The sequence below is a fragment of the Microbacterium sp. genome, from assembly GCF_047602155.1.
Classification (GTDB): domain Bacteria; phylum Actinomycetota; class Actinomycetes; order Actinomycetales; family Microbacteriaceae; genus Microbacterium.
The window spans coordinates 562,066-579,825 of the sequence record NZ_JASGHZ010000001.1; the positions used below are offsets into that span (position 1 = coordinate 562,066).

The 17,760-nt window shown below is 73.0% G+C and carries 15 protein-coding genes; 12 read left to right on the forward strand and 3 right to left on the reverse strand.

Translation table 11 applies throughout. The features are described 5' to 3' along the window. Positions 1-6 precede the first annotated feature (6 nt). Both QM720_RS02690 and QM720_RS02695 read right to left on the reverse strand, forming a co-directional pair. Positions 7-1,311 (reverse strand): O-acetylhomoserine aminocarboxypropyltransferase/cysteine synthase family protein, encoded by a 1,305-nt coding sequence (locus QM720_RS02690; RefSeq protein WP_415124620.1) that lies wholly within the window; start codon positions 1,309-1,311, stop codon positions 7-9. Continuing rightward, a complete protein-coding gene (locus tag QM720_RS02695; RefSeq protein ID WP_415124621.1) occupies positions 1,308-2,042 on the reverse strand; it encodes a hypothetical protein in 735 nt (244 codons plus the stop codon). The genes QM720_RS02690 and QM720_RS02695 overlap by 4 nt, the downstream gene beginning before the upstream one ends. Positions 2,043-2,162: 120 nt before the next feature. Between QM720_RS02695 and QM720_RS02700 the strand changes: the two genes are divergently transcribed. The 5 genes from QM720_RS02700 to QM720_RS02720 are packed head-to-tail and all read left to right on the forward strand — an operon-like array spanning position 2,163 to position 8,871. Next, complete coding sequence (locus tag QM720_RS02700) at positions 2,163-3,710, forward strand: ABC transporter substrate-binding protein (protein WP_415124622.1); 1,548 nt, start codon at positions 2,163-2,165, stop codon at positions 3,708-3,710. 1 nt (position 3,711) lies between these two features. Then, entirely contained in the window at positions 3,712-4,770 is a 1,059-nt protein-coding gene (locus tag QM720_RS02705; protein WP_415124623.1) for an ABC transporter permease, read from the forward strand. Next, positions 4,767-6,614: an ATP-binding cassette domain-containing protein gene (locus QM720_RS02710; RefSeq protein WP_415124624.1), complete on the forward strand. Its 1,848-nt coding sequence runs from the start codon at positions 4,767-4,769 to the stop codon at positions 6,612-6,614. Before QM720_RS02705 ends, QM720_RS02710 begins: the two co-directional genes overlap by 4 nt. Continuing rightward, entirely contained in the window at positions 6,611-7,693 is a 1,083-nt protein-coding gene (locus QM720_RS02715; protein WP_415124625.1) for an ABC transporter ATP-binding protein, read from the forward strand. Before QM720_RS02710 ends, QM720_RS02715 begins: the two co-directional genes overlap by 4 nt. Positions 7,694-7,734: 41 nt before the next feature. Next, positions 7,735-8,871 carry an LLM class flavin-dependent oxidoreductase gene (locus QM720_RS02720; RefSeq protein WP_415124626.1) on the forward strand — a complete coding sequence of 379 codons (1,137 nt, stop codon included), beginning with the start codon at positions 7,735-7,737 and terminating at the stop codon, positions 8,869-8,871. 8 nt (positions 8,872-8,879) lie between these two features. Here the strand turns inward: QM720_RS02720 and QM720_RS02725 are convergent, their stop codons facing one another. Continuing rightward, positions 8,880-9,752 (reverse strand): sulfurtransferase, encoded by an 873-nt coding sequence (locus tag QM720_RS02725; protein WP_415124627.1) that lies wholly within the window; start codon positions 9,750-9,752, stop codon positions 8,880-8,882. 142 nt (positions 9,753-9,894) lie between these two features. On the opposite strand from QM720_RS02725, the gene QM720_RS02730 reads away from it, so the two are divergent. The 7 genes from QM720_RS02730 (at position 9,895) to QM720_RS02760 (ending at position 17,690) form a co-directional block, all read left to right on the forward strand. After that, entirely contained in the window at positions 9,895-10,449 is a 555-nt protein-coding gene (locus QM720_RS02730) for a flavin reductase family protein (RefSeq protein WP_415124628.1), read from the forward strand. A gap of 209 nt (positions 10,450-10,658) precedes the next feature. After that, the gene (locus QM720_RS02735; RefSeq protein WP_415124629.1) at positions 10,659-11,588 is read left to right on the forward strand and encodes an ROK family protein; all 930 of its coding nucleotides are present in this window, start codon (positions 10,659-10,661) and stop codon (positions 11,586-11,588) included. A 209-nt stretch (positions 11,589-11,797) separates the two neighbouring features. Beyond that, a complete protein-coding gene (locus tag QM720_RS02740) occupies positions 11,798-12,952 on the forward strand; it encodes an ABC transporter ATP-binding protein (RefSeq protein ID WP_415124630.1) in 1,155 nt (384 codons plus the stop codon). Between the two features lie 43 nt (positions 12,953-12,995). Continuing rightward, positions 12,996-14,174 carry a spermidine/putrescine ABC transporter substrate-binding protein gene (locus QM720_RS02745; protein WP_415124631.1) on the forward strand — a complete coding sequence of 393 codons (1,179 nt, stop codon included), beginning with the start codon at positions 12,996-12,998 and terminating at the stop codon, positions 14,172-14,174. After that, positions 14,167-15,123 carry an ABC transporter permease gene (locus tag QM720_RS02750; protein ID WP_415124632.1) on the forward strand — a complete coding sequence of 319 codons (957 nt, stop codon included), beginning with the start codon at positions 14,167-14,169 and terminating at the stop codon, positions 15,121-15,123. The genes QM720_RS02745 and QM720_RS02750 overlap by 8 nt, the downstream gene beginning before the upstream one ends. Beyond that, positions 15,120-16,001, forward strand: coding sequence for an ABC transporter permease (locus QM720_RS02755; protein ID WP_415124633.1), 882 nt, complete (start codon positions 15,120-15,122; stop codon positions 15,999-16,001). Before QM720_RS02750 ends, QM720_RS02755 begins: the two co-directional genes overlap by 4 nt. Positions 16,002-16,040: 39 nt before the next feature. Beyond that, positions 16,041-17,690 carry an amidohydrolase gene (locus tag QM720_RS02760; protein WP_415124634.1) on the forward strand — a complete coding sequence of 550 codons (1,650 nt, stop codon included), beginning with the start codon at positions 16,041-16,043 and terminating at the stop codon, positions 17,688-17,690. Positions 17,691-17,760: the final 70 nt, after the last annotated feature.

The window sequence follows — 17,760 nt, forward strand, 5'->3', positions numbered from 1 at the left end:
GTGCTCCTAGCGGTGTGCGGCGCCGAGCGCCTGGTCGAGGTCGGCGATGATGTCGGCGGGGTCTTCGAGCCCGATCGACAGCCGCACGGTGGTGGGCGAGATGCCCGATTCGGCGAGCTGTTCCGGCGTCAGGTGGCTGTGGGTCATGGATGCCGGGTGTGCCACGAGCGACCGCGCGTCGCCGATGTTGGCCACGAGCTTGACGAGCCGCAGCGCGTCGACGAAGCGGTGCACGCGCTCGCGGTCGGCGGCGGCATCCCCCGTGGCGGCCAGGTCGAACGAGAACACGGCGGGGACGCCGCGCGGCAGGTAGTCGCGCGCCGCGGCGGCCCAGCGGTTGCCGGGCAGGCCGGGGTGGTGCACGGCGGTGACGGCGGGATGTCCGGCGAGGTGCCGGGCGACCGTGAGAGCCGACGCGCTGTGGCGGGCGACGCGCAGGTCGAGCGTCTCCAGCCCCTGCAGCAGCTGGAACGAGTTGAACGGCGACAGCGACGGGCCGAGGTCGTGCACGTACTTCGTCTTCCACAGCACGGCCAGCGCCAGGCCGGCGGGGCCGAACCGCTCCCACAGCACGACGTCGGCGATGCGGGCGTAGGGCTGCGTGAGCTGCGGCCAGCGCCCGGGCTCGGCACCGAAGTCGAACGAGCCGATGTCGACGATGACGCCGCCCATCGAGGTGCCGTGCCCGCCGAGGTACTTCGTCGCGGAGTGCACGACGATGTCGGCGCCGAACTCGCCCGGCCGCTGCAGATACGGCGTCGCGACGGTGTTGTCGATGACGAACGGGATGCCGGCTTCGTGCGCGATGCCGGCCACCGCGCGCACGTCGAGCACCTGCGCCGTGGGGTTGGTGACCGACTCGGCGAACAGGGCGCGGGTCGTCGGGCGCACGGCACCGCGCCACGCGTCGAGGTCGTCCTGGTCGACGAAGGTGACCTCGATGCCCCAGTCGGCGAACGTGTCCTGCAGCAGGTCGACGGTGCCGCCGTACAGCTGCCGGGCCGCGACGACGTGCTCGCCCGCCTTGGCCAGGGCCAGGAGCGCGACGGCCACGGCCGCCTGCCCCGACGCGACGGCGACCGCCGCCGTGCCGCCCTCGAGCGCGGCGACGCGCTCTTCGAACACGATCTGGGTGGGGTTGGCCGCACGGCTGTAGAGGTTGCCGGTCTTGCGCAGCGCGAAGATGTCGGCGGCGTCCTGCAGCGAGGCGAACTCGTACGCCGTCGTCTGGTAGATCGGCACCGCGACGGCGTTCTGCGGCGTGTTCGTCGCGTAGCCGTGCTGCACCTGGTCGGTGGCGAAGCCGCTCATCGCCGAGCCTCCGGGGCGACGACGCGCACGATGGGCGTGTCCACGCCGGCGCCGCGCAGGCGCTCGAGCCACAGCACGACCGTCGCCGCGACCGAGCGGTGGGTCTGGTCGTTGAGCGCATCGTGCAGCCCGTCGACGGTCTCGACGAGCTCCAGCGCCGGGATGGCTCCCAGCACGGCGCGCGCCGCGGCGAACGGCGCGACCGCGTCCGCTGCGCCGTGGATCGCGAGGACCGGAACGGCGACGGATGCCAGGGCCTCCGCGTCGGGGACAGCCACCGGTGCGGCGGGCTCTGCGGCCGGGTCCACGGCGGACGCGCGGGCGGACGCGTCGCCGAGCACCCCGAGGTGCACGGGGCACGCCGTGCGGACGGCGGCATCCGCGGCCGCGTCGTCGGCGGCGCCGGTGGGCGTGCCCGCCACGATCGCGCCGTCCACGGCGGCCGCCACGGCCACGAGCGCGAGCACCGCCGCGGCGCCCCGGTCGGAGCCGACGAGCACGCGCGGGGCGTGCTCCTGTGCGGTCAGCCACTGTTCGGCGGCGCCGGCATCCGTCGTCTCGAACACGGCGACGACGTACCCGTCGGCGGCGATGCGCGCGCCGAACCGGGCGTACACGCCGGGGCTCTCGCCCGCGCCGGCGACGACGGCGAGCGCGCCACGGACACGGACGGCGGACGGCGGTGCGTGCACGACGGGGGCCGCGCGCACGGAGGAGGCAGCAGAACTCACACGTCCATGTTCGCGATCGACCCGGCCGCGGGGCCGCATGTGTCGAAGTGTTTCGCTCGGTGACGCCTGGCGTCATCCCGCTTGGACCGCGGGCTTGCGGCCCGCATAGCGTCACTGCCCATGACCACGAGCCGACCCGCATCGTCCCCGACCCCGCTTTCCCGCCGCAGGCTGCGCGCGATGGCGGCGGCCGTCGCCGCCCTCGCCCTGACCGGCTGCGCCACCGGCACCGCCGCGGGCTCCGGCGAGGCGACCGCGACGTCGCTCACGTGGGGCTGGAATCTGCCGACCAGTTGGGATCCGGTCACCTCGACGGCCGGCTGGGACACGCACGCGCTCGCCCTCGTCTACGACGGGCTCACGCAGCTCGACCCCGACGGCAACGTCGTCCCGGGCCTCGCGGAGAGCTGGGAGTACAGCGACGACGGCACCGCCGTGACGTTCACGCTGCGGGATGCGACCTTCAGCGACGGCACCCCGGTCGATGCCGCGGCCGTCAAGGCCAACCTCGAGCGCGGGCGCGACCAGGCCGACTCGACCCTGGCCGGCCAGTTGAGGATCGTCACCGGCGTCGACGTCGTCGACGCCGAGCACGTGACGGTGCACCTCGACCAGGCCGACTACCAGGTGCCGTACCTGTTCGCCGGCAAGACCGGCTTCGTCGTGAACCCGGCCGCCTTCGACGACGTCACGACACTGGCGACCCAGCCCGAGGGGTCCGGCCCGTTCGTCCTCGACGAGTACGTGCCCAATTCGCACGCCGACCTGCACAAGAACACCGGCTACTGGAACGCCGACCACATCTTCATCGACGAGTTCCATGTCGTGCCGGTCACCGACAACGCCACCGTCGTCGCCGGCGTGCAGACCGGCCAGTGGGACGTCGCGATCATCCCGCCGTCGCAGGTGGATGCCTCCGAGAAGGCGGGCCTGGAGGTCGAGAAGATCCGGGCGCTCACCGTGCGCGCTCTCGACGTCAACAACACGGTCGCCCCGTTCGACGACCCGCTCGTGCTGCAGGCCATCAGCCACGCCACCGACCGGCAGGCCCTCGTCGACGGCGCCTACTTCGGGCAGGGCACGCCGAACTACCAGCCCTTCCCCGCGGGCTACGTCGCCTACGACGACGACCTCGACGACCTGTACCCGTACGACGTCGCGACGGCCAAGAAGCTGCTCACCGAGGCCGGTCACCCGGACGGCCTCGACATCGAGCTGAGCCTGTCCGACGCCGACAGCGCCATCGCCGAGGTGCTGCAGGCGCAGTGGGCGCAGGCCGGCATCCGGGTGACGCTCAACGTGCTGCAGCCGAGCGCGATCGCGCAGAACTACGTCACGCACACCTACCCGCTCGTGCTCGACAGCTTCTCCGGCCGCCAGTCGCCGCTGCAGGCCCTCGAGGTGCTCTTCGGCACGACCGGCCTGATGAACCTCGGCGGCAACACCCCCGACGAGCTCACCGCCGCGATCGACGCGGCCCGCGCCACCCCCACGGATGCCGCCGACTACGCCGAGAAGCTGCGCAGCGCCGTCGCCATCGGCGTGAAGAGCATGCCGAACACCTTCCTGTTCACGTGGCCGCGCATCCTCACGCACTCCGCGGACGTCACCGGCATCCAGCACTGGGTCGACGTGCAGCGCTGGGAAGACGTCAAGGTGGCGAGCTGACATGACCGCGCTGCAGAGCGTGACCGGGGTGCGTGCGGCGCGCGTGCGCCGCACGCACCGGGGCGTCGGCGGCGGCGTCGCGCCACGCATCACCTCACACGGTGCGGCGCGCGCCGGACGGTCCGCCGGCGCGATCCTCGCGCAGGCGGCCGTCGTGCTGCTGCTCGCGAGCTTCCTCACGTTCGCCCTCGGCGCCGCAAGCGGCTCCGACCCGGCCGCGGTCGCCCTCGGCGACATGGCCACGCCCGAGGACGTCGCGCGCCTGAACGCCGAGTTCGGCCTCGACCGGCCCTTCCTGGAGCGCTACGTCGCCTGGCTCGCCCAGGCGCTCACCGGCGACCTCGGCCGGTCGTGGTTCACCGGCATCCCGGTGTCGCAGTCGATCGGGGCGGCGCTGCCGGTGAGTCTGTCGATCGCCGCCGGCGCGACGCTCGTCGCCCTGCTCCTCGGCGGCGTGACGGGCGTCGTGGCCGCGGTGCGCCGTGGCACGTGGATCGACCGCGCCGTCACCGCCGGCAACGCCGCGCTGGCGACGATCCCCGCCTTCGTCGCGGGCATCGTCCTCATCCTGCTGTTCGCCTACGCCATCCCGCTCTTCCCGGTCGGCGGGTACGTGCCGCCGCAGGTGAGCGTCGCCGCGTGGCTCGGGTGCCTCGTCCTGCCCGCGCTCGCCCTCAGCCTCGACGCCGCCGCCGACCTGTCACGCCAGCTGCGCACGAGCCTCGTCGGCGCCCTCGACGAGAACTACATCATCGGCGCCCGCGTGCACGGACTCGGCGGCGCCCGCATCGTCTGGGGACACGCCCTGCCGAACGCCCTGGGACCTGCCCTCGCGACCCTCGGCGTGCACGTGCCGCGCCTGGTCGGCGGCGCCGTCATCACCGAGGCCGTCTTCGGGATGCCGGGGCTCGGACGCCTGGCCCGCACCTCCGCCGTGCAGGGCGACGTGCCCGTCGTGCAGGGCGTGCTGCTCGTGAGCGCTGCGATCGTCGTCGTCAGCGGCATCGTCGTCAACCTCGTGCTCGCCCGCGTGAGCCCCACCGAGCGGAGTGCCGCATGAGCGCCACCGCGACCTCCACCCTCTCCACCGAACGCACCGATCGCGCCCGGGCGCTGCGGCGGCTCTGGCGCGGCGGACCGGTCATGCGCCTCGCGCTGCTCGTCCTCGCCGCCGTCGTCGTCGTGGGTCTGTTCGGCGGGGTGCTCGCACCGTACGACCCCCTCGCGCAGGACACCGCGAACGCGCTCGCCGGCCCCTCGCTCGCGCACCCGCTGGGCACCGACTATCTCGGCCGCGACGTGCTGAGCCGGCTGCTGGCCGGAGCGCCGCTGTCGCTTTCGGCCGCGGTGCTCGCGATGGTCGTCGGGTTCGTGCTCGGCGTCGTCCCCGGGATGCTGTCGGTGTTCGCGCCGCGCCCCGTCGAGTGGTTCGGCCTGCGCCTGGTCGACACGCTGCTCGCACTGCCGTTCGTCCTCTTCGCCATCTCGTTCGCGGGGCTTCTCGGCAACGGGCTGTGGCCCGCGATGACCGCCATCGGCATCCTCCTCGCCCCCGGCTTCTTCCGCGTCGCGCGGGCCGCGGCCGTGCGGGTGACCTCGGCGCAGTACGTCGAAGCGGCGACCCTGCTCGGCGCGTCCGCGGGATGGCTCGTGCGCAGGCACGTGTGGCGCACGGTGCTGCCGAGCGTCTCCGTCGCCGCGATCGGCGCGCTCGGGGCCGCGCTGCTCGTCGTCTCGTCGCTGACGTTCCTCGGCATCGGGGTCGAGCCGCCCGCGCCGACGTGGGGCGGCATGCTGGCCAGCGACCTGGAATACCTCTCGCAGCGCCCGCTGGGCCCGTCGCCCCCGCGCTGGCGATCATCCTCACCGTCGGCGCGCTCAACGTCCTCGCCGACGCCGTGCGCGACACGGCCGGTGCGGGCGCCCGGCGCCCGGCGGCTGGGCGCCCGACCGACCGGCGCTCGACCGCTCGACGCAGACGGGAGAGCGCCGATGTCGCAACTGCGTGAATCCCCGGCATCCGTCGCCGCTCCCGTCGGACTCCCCGCGGGAGCCGCTCGCGGCTCGGCGGCGTCGGCGCCGTCGTTCGACGAGGCGACGCTCAGCGTCACCCCGATCGTGTCGGTGCAGAGCCTCGTCGTGTCGGCGATCGACGGCACGCCGCTCGTGCACGGCGTCGGCCTCGACGTGCGACCCGGTGAGGCGGTCGGCGTCGTCGGCGAGTCCGGCAGCGGCAAGACGCTGACGTGCCGGGCCCTCCTCGGCATCCTTCCCTCCGGCACGACCGTCACCGGCGGGCGCGTGCTCGTCGACGGACGCGACCTCACGCACGCCGCCGAGAGCGAGTGGCGGGCGCTGCGCGGACCGCGCATCGGCGCCGTCTTCCAGGATCCGGCGTCGTACCTCAACCCGTCGATCCGCATCGGCGCACAGCTCGAGGAGGTGCTGCGGGTCACGGCGAAAGTGCCGCGACGCGAGACCCGCGCCCGCGCCCGCGCGCTGCTCGACGACCTCGGGCTGCGCGACGTCGACCTCGTGCTGCGGCGGCGCGTCGGCGAGCTGTCCGGCGGCATGCTGCAGCGCGTCCTCATCGCGATGGCCCTCGCCGCCGACCCCGCCGTGCTCATCGCCGACGAGGCGACGACGGCGCTCGACGTGACGGTGCAGGCAGAGCTCCTCGACCTGCTGCGGCGCCTGCGCGCCGAGCGGGGTCTGTCGCTCGTGCTCGTCAGCCACGACCTCGCGGTCGTGTCGCAGGTGTGCGAGCGGGTCGTCGTCTTCCAGGACGGTCGCATCATCGAGGGCGGTCCCACCGCCCGCGTCCTGCGCTCCCCCGGGCACCCCTACACGCGGCAGCTGCTGTCGTCTCACGCCCAGTACGGACTGGAGAGGTACCTCGCATGAGCCTGCTGGAGATCGAGAGCCTCAGCGTCGACCTCGGGCGCGCACCGCGCGTGCGCGTGCTGCACGACGTGTCGCTGAGGGTGCGCCCCGGCGAGGTCGTCGGCATCGTCGGCGAGTCGGGTTCGGGCAAGACGACGCTCGCGCGCGCCGTGCTGCGCGCCGTCGACGCCGCCACGGGTTCCATCCGCGTCGACGGCACGGAGGTGCGCGCGCTCCGCGGCGCGGCCCTGCGCCGCTGGCGGCGAGCGGGCGTCGCGCAGTACGTCTTCCAGGATCCGCTGCGCGCGCTCGACCCGGGAGTGCGCGTGGCCGAGTCGGTCGCCGAAGGCCCGCGGCTGGCGGGGCTGAGCCAGGACGAGATCGACCGCCGGGTCGCGTCGGCGCTCGACGCCGTCGGGCTCGACGCCGCGCTCGCCGAGCGCCTGCCCGCCGCGCTGTCAGGCGGGCAGCGCCAGCGCGCCGCGATCGCACGGGCGCTCGCCGTCGAGCCGCGGCTGCTCGTGCTCGACGAGCCCGTCAGCGCCCTGGATGCCGCCAGCCGCGACCACGTCATCCAGGCGCTCCTGCGCCTGCGCGCGACCCCCCGCCCCTCCCTCGCTCCCTCATCCTCCGCCGCCCCCTCCTCCCCCTCCGCCTCCGCCTCCTCCTCCGCCTCTCCCTCCCCCTCCTCCAGCGAGAAACCACTTTCTGCGCGAGAAACCACTGCAGATGTGGTTTCTCACGCGCAAAATGGTTTCTCGGCGACCGTCGCGTCAGCGGACGCGGCGGCGGACGCGGGCGCGGCGGCGGGCGCGGCGGGCGCGGCGGGCGCGGCGGCGGGCGCGGCGGGCGCGGCGGGGGGCGACGATCGCATCGGCATGCTCGTGATCTCGCACGACATCGGCTCGCTCGCGGCACTCAGCGACCGCCTCGTCGTGCTGTACCGGGGCCGGGTCGTCGAATCCGGGCTGACCCGCGAGATCGTCAGTCGGCCCCGACACCCCTACACGAAGCTCCTCATCTCGTCGGTGCCCGTCATCGGCGTCGCAGCACCCCCCGCCGACGAGCGCGCCGCACTGCGCGCCCTCGTCGACGCCTGAACCCCCATCCACCTCGCACCCGCCACCCACGGAGAGAAATAATGCCCATCGAGATCCTCGGAATGATCGCGACGACCCCCGGGTCGGAGTCGAAGGCCATCGACGGCCCCGTCATCGACCCGGCCTACGTGCGCGAGTTCTCCCGCGCGCACGAAGACGCCGGGTTCGACCGCATCCTCATCGGCTACAGCGCCAGCTCGCCCGACGGCTTCGCCGTCGCCGCCGCGGCCCTGCAGGCCACCGAGCGCCTGAAGGTGCTCATCGCGCACCGCCCCGGTTTCGTCGCCCCGACCATCGTGGCTCGCAAGCTCGCGACCCTCGACCACCTCACCGGCGGCGGACGCGTCGCGATCCACCACATCACCGGGGGCAGCGAAGCCGACCAGCGCCGCGACGGCGACTTCAGCGAGAAGTCCGACCGGTACCGCCGCACCGGCGAGTTCATCGACGTGCTGCGCCGCACCCTCACCTCCGATGCGCCGTTCGACTACGACGGCGACTTCTACCGCGTCGAGGGCGGCTACTCCGCCGTGAAGCCGGCGACGGATGCCGGCATCCCGATCTTCTTCGGCGGTCTCTCCGAGGGCGCGGTCGAGGTCGGCGCCGCGCACGCCGACGTCTACATGCTCTTCGGTGAGCCGCTCGCCGCCGTCGACGAGCACGTCCGCACCATCCGCGCCGCCGCCGACACCCTGTCCGACGCGAATACACGGGCACGCGACATCGAGTTCAGCCTCTCGACGCGGCCCATCGTCGCGGCCACCGAAGAAGAGGCCTGGGCCAAGGCGCAGCGCATCTACGACGAGGCCGTCGCCCTGCAGGAGCAGAAGCGCACCGGCAACACCCTCGCCTTCGCGGCACCGCACGCGAGCGAGAAGGCGTCGGCATCCGCCGCGCTGCTGCAGGAGCACGCCAAGCTCGGCGACGTGCACGACGAGCGGCTGTGGCTCGGCATCACGCGGCTCACCGGCCCCGGCGGCAACTCGACGGCGCCCGTGGGCACCCCCGCGCAGGTCGCCGAGGCGCTGCTGAAGTACTACGACCTGGGCGTCACGAAGTTCCTCATCCGCGGATTCGACCCGCTCGGCGACGTCGTCGACTGGGGCCGGGAGCTCGTGCCGCTGCTGCGCGAGGGCGCCCGCCTGCGCGACGAGGCCCGCGTCCTCCAGCCCGCCTGATCCCGGGCTCAGTAGGCGGCGACGATCGTGCCGGCGGGGCTGGGGCCGACGGCGACGGGGCGGCCTTCGCTGCGCGCCCACTGGCTCCACGAGCCGACGAACACGCGCGGGCGGTAGCCGGCGAGGGTGAACGCGAGCGCGGAGTGCATCGACGCGATGCCCGACCCGTCGTACAGCACGACCTCGTCGTCCGGGCCGATCCCGAGGTGCGCCAGTTGCGCCCCGATCGCCTCGCCCCTGCGCAAGAGGCCCTCCGGTGAGATGTGGGTGACCGTGGGCAGGTTGATCGCGCCCGGGATGTGACCCGCCGCCGGGTCGAGGCCCGGCACCGCGCCGCGATAGTGCTGCGGGGCGCGCACGTCGACGAGCACCCCGACCTGCGGGGCGAGGGCGGCGTCGTCGATCGAGGCGACGGCATCCGTCCGTGGCGGGGCGCCCTCCCACCGGCTCGGGCGCACCGACACGTCACCGCGCTCCAGCCGCAGTCCGTGCCGCAGCCACGAGCGCAGGCCGCCGTCGAGCACGCGCACGTCGACCCCGTACTGCCGCAGCAGCCACCAGGCGCGGGCCGCGGGCACGGCGTCGTTGTCGTCGTAGACCACGACCCGGTCGCCCGCGGCGATGCCCCACCGGCGCACGGCGGCACGGAAGTCGGCCTCGGCGGGGAGCGGATGCCGGCCCGCCTCGGGCCGGCCGGGTGCGGCGAGCTCCCGCTCGAGGTCGACGAACACGGCGCCGGGGATGTGACCCTCCAGGTAGTCGATGCGCCCCTCCGGGCGGTCGAGGCGCCAGCGCACGTCGAGCACCCGGGGCGCCCGGCCGGTGACCGCACCCGACGCGAGCTCGCCGGCGAGCTCGCCGGCCCGCACGAGGGGAGACATGCCCTCCATCGTCCCCACCGCGGGGCACGAACAGAACGCGCGGCGCAACACTCGGACATGAGCGACGCAACATACGGTCACACGCCGTCACAGGGGCACACAGTCGCGACGCCGGTCCGGCGAGGTGCGTAGCGTCGTGGGCATGTCACTTCCGGCCACCACCTCGCACAATGAGCCCGAGCACCGCTTCACGTCCTCGCTGTCGCCCGACGACTTCAAGGCGCTGTTCCGCGGCCACCCGGGCGGCGTCGCCGTCATCACGGCCGACGCCGGCGACGGGCCGGTGGCGCTGACGGCGACGTCGGTGTCGTCGGTGAGCGCCGAGCCGCCGCTGCTGATCTTCTCGGTGTCTGCGCTGTCGTCGGCATCCGCCGTGCTCGCTCGGGCCGAGACGGTCGTCGTGCACCTGCTCGACGCCCACGACCTCGAGGTCGCCAAGCTCGGCTCGACGAGCGGAATCGACCGGTTCGCGCAGACCCATCGGTGGTCGCGCCTGGTCACCGGCGAGCCGGTGTACCACGACGTGCGGGCGTGGGTGCGCTGCGCCGTCATCGGGCGGATGGATGCCGGCGGCTCCACCGTCATCGCCGCCCACGCCCTGCAGGCGCAGCTCGAGCGCGACGCGAGCGAGGGCGCTGCGCTGGTCTACCACAACCGCAGCTGGCACCGCCTCGGCGACCACTCCCGCATCGACTGACCGCCCGCGCCTACCCGTCTGCGTGCGAAACGCAGGACGAATCGACCGTTTCGGTCCGTTCGCGCGAGCGAAGTGCCGTTTCAGCCTGCGTTTGGCACCACGCGGGACACGGCCGAGGCCACGGGCGGATGCCGATCGCTGAGGCCGAGGCTACGCTTCTGTGCGTACCCCTCGCGGCATACGGCGCGAACCCCCACGAAGGAGTCAGGATGCCACTGGCGCTGGCCGTCGACCTCGGCGGCACGAAAGTCGAGGCGGCCCTCGTCGACGACACCGGAACGATCGTCGCGGGCTCGCGCGCCCGCGCGGCGACCGGCGCGGCCGCCGCCGCAGACGTGGCCGTGCTCGCGGGGGCGCTCGACGAGGTCGTCGCCGGGGTGCGCCGGCATCCGCGGTGGGGCGAGGTGCGGGCCGCCGGCATCGGGTCGGCCGGCCCCATCGACCTCGCCGCCGGCACGATCTCACCCATCAACCTGCCGGCCGCGCACGGCTTCGGCATCGTCGCGGCGGTGCGCAGCGCGAGTGGCCTCGACGCCGTGACGCTGCGCCTGGACGGGACCTGCATCGCCCTCGCCGAGGCCTGGCTCGGCGCCGCGCGGGACGTGCGCAACGCCATCGTCTTCGTCGTGTCGACCGGCGTCGGCGGCGGTGTCATCTCCGACGGGCGGCTCGTCGCCGGCGGCTCGGGCAACGCCGGGCACATCGGTCAGGTCATCGTCGCCGACCCGGAGGACCACCCCGACGGCGACCCGGCGGCCGCGACCCTCGAAGCGCGCGCGTCGGGCCCGCACACCGTCACCTGGGCACGCGCCCGGGGCTGGACCGGCACCACCGGCGAAGAGCTCGCCGCCGCCTACCGCGACGGCGACGAGCTCGCGGTTGCGGCCGTCGCCCGGTCGGCGCACGCCGTCGGCGTGGGCCTGGCGAGCGCCGCGACCCTGCTCGACCTCGAGCTCGCCGTCGTCGGGGGCGGGTTCTCGTTCGTCGCCGACGACTACCCCGATCGCATCGAGGCGGCGGTGCGGGATGCCGCGATCAACGCCTACGCCGCCCGCCTGCGCGTCGTGCGCGCGAGCCTCGGCGGCGATGCCCCGCTCATCGGGGCCGCCGCCCTGGTGCACCGCGCCGACCTGCTCTGAGCGCTCGCCGAGACCCGCAACACGCGCGTCATCGGCGGGACACCGGGCCGTGACACCGGCTCGGACATTCTGTCCGGCGCTCCGAGCGGAAGCGCGGATCCGTCCGGTGCACCCGCTCATCCGTTGCACACCGAGCCCCGGACGTATTGAATGGCCCACGCACACGCGCCATGGCGGCACGCACAGGCATGAGCAGAAGCGGAGCACCCGTGACGGCACCCGACGCCCTCATCGATCGACCCGACTCCCGCACCCCGGGCACCGGGGGCGTGACCCTCGAGGGCGTCACGAAGCGCTACGGCGACCAGGTCGCCGTCGACGATCTGTCGCTGCAGATCCAGCCGGGCGAGTTCCTGTCGCTCCTGGGACCCTCGGGCTGCGGCAAGACGACGACGCTGCGCATGATCGCCGGTTTCGAGCATCCGGATGCCGGCGACATCCTCATCTCGGGCCGCAGCGCCCTCGGCCTGCCGCCGTTCAAGCGCGACGTCAACACGGTGTTCCAGGCGTACGCGCTCTTCCCGCACATGACGGTCGCCGAGAACGTCGCCTACGGGCTGCAGCAGCGCCGCACGCCGAAGGCCGAGATCCGCGAACGCGTGTCGGCCGCGCTCGACCTCGTGCAGATGCGCCGCTTCGCCGACCGCCGGCCCACCCAGCTCTCCGGCGGCCAGCAGCAGCGCATCGCGCTGGCCCGCGCGCTCGTGAACCGCCCCGCCGTGCTGCTGCTCGACGAGCCGCTCGGAGCGCTCGACCGCCAGTTGCGCGAGGAGATGCAGCTCGAGCTGAAACTGCTGCAGTCGCGCCTGGGCATCACGTTCGTGTTCGTCACGCACGACCAGGGCGAGGCGCTGTCGATGAGCGACCGCATCGCGATCATGCGCGACGGCCACATCGAGCAGCTCGCCGACGCCGACACGGTCTACGCCCGCCCCGCGTCGGCCTACGTCGCCGCCTTCGTCGGCCAGCAGAACTTCTTCACCGGCGCCGTCGTCGACGACGGCCACGGCGTCGACTCGGCGCACGTGCGCGTGCGCTCCGGCCGCGGCGCCCTGGCCGGCCAGCAGAGCGGCCAGGCGGCCGTGCGCCCCGAGTTCGTGCGCATCGCGGCGGCGACGGATGCCGCGGGCACCGCGAACACCGTCCGCGGGGCGCTGCTGAGCGTCGCCCACCTGGGCGAGACGATGCAGTACCTCGTGCGCCTCGGCGACGACCAGAGCATCCTCGTGCGTCGCCCCACCCCCACCGCGCCCGCGCTCGGCGTCGGCGACGCCGTCGTGTGCACGTGGGATGCCGCCGACGTCCTGCTCTTCCCCGCCGACGCCGCCGCCACCGACGGCGGTTACCTCGCACCGCCCGCCTGAACCGGCGCCAGAACCCCACCCGAACCCGAACCCGGAGGCCGAGATGACCGACAACCCGATCCGCATCCTCGCCAGCGCCGAGGCCGTGCCCGCGATCCGCCGCGAGCTGACCCGCCGCGGCTTCATCGGCGTCGCCGTCGCCGCCGGCGGCGCGGCCGTGCTGGCCGCGTGCAGCCCCGGCGGCGCGACCTCGTCGGCCCCGGCCGCGACGGGCGGGGCGCTGGAGAGCAGCCTCTCGATCTACACGTGGGGCGACTACGACGCCCCCGAGGTCCTGACGCAGTTCACGAGCGAGCAGGGCCCGACGGTCGAACTGTCGTCGTTCTCGTCGAACGAGGAGATGATCGCCAAGCTCACCGGCGCCAAGGGCACGAGCGGCTTCGACATCGTCGTGCCCACCGGCATCTACATCCCGCAGATGGTGCAGAACGGGCTGCTGCAAAAGCTCAACCTCGACCTCATCCCGAACCTGACGAACCTCGACCCCGACTTCGCCGGCCCCGCGTGGGATCCGGGCAACGAGTACTCGATCTGCAAGGCGTGGGGCACGACCGGCTTCGTCTACGACAAGACCGTCATCACGCGCGAGCTGACCACCTGGTCCGACTTCCTCGATGCCGCGCAGAACGAGGCGAGCGGCAAGACGTCGATGCTCGACGACGCCGCGGAGCTCACCGGGGTGTACTTCTGGGCCAACGGCATCCCGTGGACGACCACCGACGCCGGCGACCTCGACGCCGCCGAGGACTACCTCGTGAACACACTCGCCCCGCACATCGAGGCGTTCGACTCGTATCTCGGCGGCGGCGCGATCCAGCAGGCCTCGCACGCGCTCATGCAGGCCTACAACGGCGACGTGCGGCTCGCGCTGATGGAGAGCTCCGAGCCCGACCGCTGGCAGTGGGTGCTGGGCGCTCCGCGCACCGAGCTGTGGATGGACAACTGGGCGATCCCCACCGGCGCGCCGCATCCCGAGGCCGCGCACGCGTTCATCAACTTCACCCTCGACCCCGAGATCTCGCTGAAGGAGCTCGACTACATCGGCTACCACACCGGTGTCGCGAACATCGAGCAGGCCGCGGCGGATGCCGGCTTCGAACTGCTCGACATGGTGTTCTTCACCCCCGAGCAGATCGCGACGATGGACGAGGGCGAGGTGAGCGATTCGCTCGCCCGCATCGTCGACATCTACAACAAGGTCAAGGCGGCGGCGGGTGCGTAGCAGGGGCGGTGTCGCGCTCGCGTTTCCGGCGTGGGCGTGGCTGCTGTTCTTCTTCGTCGTGCCCGTCGGGTACGTCGTGTGGTTCAGCTTCGGGTACAAGCCCGACATCTTCACGACGCACTCCAACGACGTCCTGTCGTTCGACCGGTACCTGGAGGCGCTGACCCCGACCTTCTTCGCGACCTTCCAGAACACGCTGTGGATCGGCGTCGCCGGCACCCTCCTGTGCCTGGCGATCGGCGCGCCGGTGGCGTACTGGATGGCGGTGAAGGCTCCGCCGCGCACGCGCGGGCTGCTGGTGGCCCTCGTCATGATCCCGTTCTGGACGAACTTCCTCGTGCGCACGATCGGCTGGCAGATCATCCTCGCGCCCAACGGCTGGGTCTCCTCCGTGATGCAGTCGCTGGGGCTCGGCGAGCTCGACATCCTCTACACGCGGCAGGCGGTGCTGCTGGGCGTCGTGTACAACTACCTGCCGCTGATGATCCTCCCCCTGTTCGTCGCGTTCGACCGGGTCGGGCCGTCGCTGCGCGAGGCGTCGAAGGATCTCGGGGCGGGGCGCTGGACGACGTTCCTGCGCGTGACCCTCCCGATCGCGCAGCCGGGCCTCATCGCCGGCGTGCTGCTCGTGTTCATCCCGCTCATGGGCGACTACATCACCGCGACCGTGCTGGGCGGGGCCAAGGGCAACATGATCGGCCAGATGATCGCGACGCAGTTCCAGACGGCGCAGAACTGGGCGCTGGGCTCCGCGATGGCGGTGCTGCTGATCCTCGTCATCATGCTCTCCGCGGCCGTCGGGCTCGGGATCGTCTGGCTCGTCGGGCTGCCGTTCCGGCAGCGCAGCCGCCTCCGGCTCGGCCCTCCCCCCTCCGGACGGGCATCCGGCCCGGCGCCGGTCGGCGCGGCCCCGGCATCCGCCGCCACGACCGCGGGAGGTGCCGCATGAGCGCCGACACGCGCGCGATCCTCACCGAGCGCAGCACGACCCGAGTGCGGCGCGCGGGCTGGGGATTCACGGTGTGGGGCGTCGCCGTGCTGGTGTTCCTGTTCCTGCCGATCGCGATCATCGTCGTCTACTCGTTCAACACGGGGCGCCTGCTGACCTCGTTCACGCAGTTCGGGTTCGGCTCGTTCCTCGCCATCATCGACAATCCGACGATCCGCGACGCCGTGCTCGTCTCGCTGCAGACCGGTTTCATCGCGGCCCTGCTCGCATCGGCGCTGGGCACGCTCGCCGGCATCGCGATGGCGCGGCATCCGGGCCGCTGGGTGTGGTGGTTCCTGTTCCTCCTGCTGCTCGTGTCGGTGACGCCGGAGATCGTGGATGCCGTCGCGCTCCTGCCCTGGCTCGTCACCCTCGGGCAGGACTGGGGTCTCACGATCTTCAACGACGGCATCGTGCGGCTCGTGATCGGCCACTCGCTGTTCTCGGTCGCCGTGGTGTCGTACCTCGTGCGCGCACGGCTCGTCGGGCTCGACGCGCAGCTCGAAGAGGCCTCGGCCGACCTGTACGCGACGCCGCTGACGACCTTCCGGCGGGTCACGCTGCCGCTCGCACTGCCGGCCGTGCTCGCCGGATTCCTGCTGTCGTTCACCCTGAGCCTGGACAACACCGTCATCGCCGCGTTCGTCTCGGTGTCGGGGTCGACGCCGTGGCCGGTGTACATCCTGAGCGCCGTGCGCACGGGCCTGCGGCCCGAGATCGCCGCGGTGTCGACCATCATGCTCGCACTGACGCTCGTCGCGCTCGGCATCGTCGCGTGGGTGCTGCGCCGGGCCGGCGACTCGGCGGCCGACATCGCCCGCACCATGGCCGGGGGCTGACGTGCCCGGCATCCCCGCGGATCAGAACAGGAGAACCGCATGACCCACGCAGACCTCGCCTTCGTCGGCGGGCCGGTGTTCACGGCGAACACGGTGCGCGCGCGGACGGATGCCGTCGCCGTGCGCGGCGGCCGCATCGTCGCCGCGGGGCGGGATGCCGTCGACCCTCTGATCGGGCCCGGCACCGAGGTCGTCGACCTCGGCGGGCGGCTGCTCGTGCCCGGGTTCCAGGACGCGCACGTGCACCCCGTCTCGGGCGGGCTCGAGCTGCTGCGGTGCGACCTCAACGAGGCGACCACGGAGGACGAGTACCTCCAGGCGATCGCCGCGTATGCGGCATCCCACCCCGACGAGGAGTGGATCCTCGGCGGCGGCTGGGCGATGTCGGCGTTCCCGGGCGGCACGCCGACCGCCGCGGCCCTGGACCGCGTGCTGCCGGACCGCCCCGCGTTCCTGCCCAACCGCGACGGGCACGGCGCGTGGGTCAACTCCGAGGCGCTGCGACGCGCCGGCATCCATCGGGGCACTCCCGACCCGGCCGACGGGCGCATCGAACGCGACGCCGACGGCAACCCGACCGGGACGCTGCACGAGGGCGCAATGACGCTCGTGAACCGGCTCGTCGCCGACCCGACGCCGCAGTTCCTGCGCGAGGCGCTGCTGGCGGGGCAGCGCTATCTGCACGCGTACGGCATCACCGCCTGGCAGGACGCGATCATCGGCGACTACGCCGACCTGCGCGATCAGGGCGAGATCTACCGCGCGTGCGCCGCCGACGGGTCGCTGACCGGCCGCGTCGTCGGCGCGCTGTGGTGGGACCGGACGAAGGGGCTCGAGCAGATCCCGTCGCTCGTCGAGCGGCGCGAACGGCTGTCGGGCGGGTTGTTCCAGGCGACGTCGATCAAGATCATGCAAGACGGCGTGGCAGAGAACTTCACCGCCGCGATGATCGAGCCGTACTGCGACGGACACGGGCATGCCACCGACAACTCGGGCATCTCGTTCGTGGAGCCGGCAGTGTTGAACGAGGCGGTCGCGCAGTTGGACGCCCTCGGCTTCCAGGTGCACTTCCACGCGATCGGCGACCTGGCCGTGCGGCAGTGCCTGGATGCCGTCGAGCACGCGATCGCCCGCAACGGCCGCAGCGACCACCGGCACCACATCGCGCACCTGCAGGTCGTGCATCCCGACGACATCCCGCGGTTCCGGGGGCTCGACGTCGCCGCCAACATGCAGTCGCTGTGGGCGACGCTCGAGCCGCAGATGGTCGAGTTGACGCTGCCCTTCCTCGGCGAGCAGCGCTCGAGCTGGCAGTATCCGTTCGGCGACCTGCTGCGCGCGGGCGCCGTGCTCGCGGCGGGCTCGGACTGGTCGGTGTCGTCGCCGAATCCGCTCGCGGCGATCCACACCGCCGTGAACCGGCAGGCGGCGCCGGGGTACGAGGAGGGCGACTACGAGCCGTTCCTCCCCGAGCAGGCGATCGACCTCGGCACGTCGCTGGTGGCCTACACGGCCGGCTCGGCGTGGGTGAACCACCTCGACGCCGACACCGGCACGATCGAGGTCGGCAAGTTCGCGGATGTCGTCGTGCTCGACCGCGACCCGTTCGCCGGCCCCGCCGACCAGATCGGCACGGCGCAGGCCCTGCAGACCTACGTAGGCGGCGCCCTCGTCTACTCGACCCCCTGACCCCTCCCCCTCCCCTCCCCTCTCTCCTCACCCCGCGAAACCTCACAAATGTCCGCAATTGGCCCGTTCC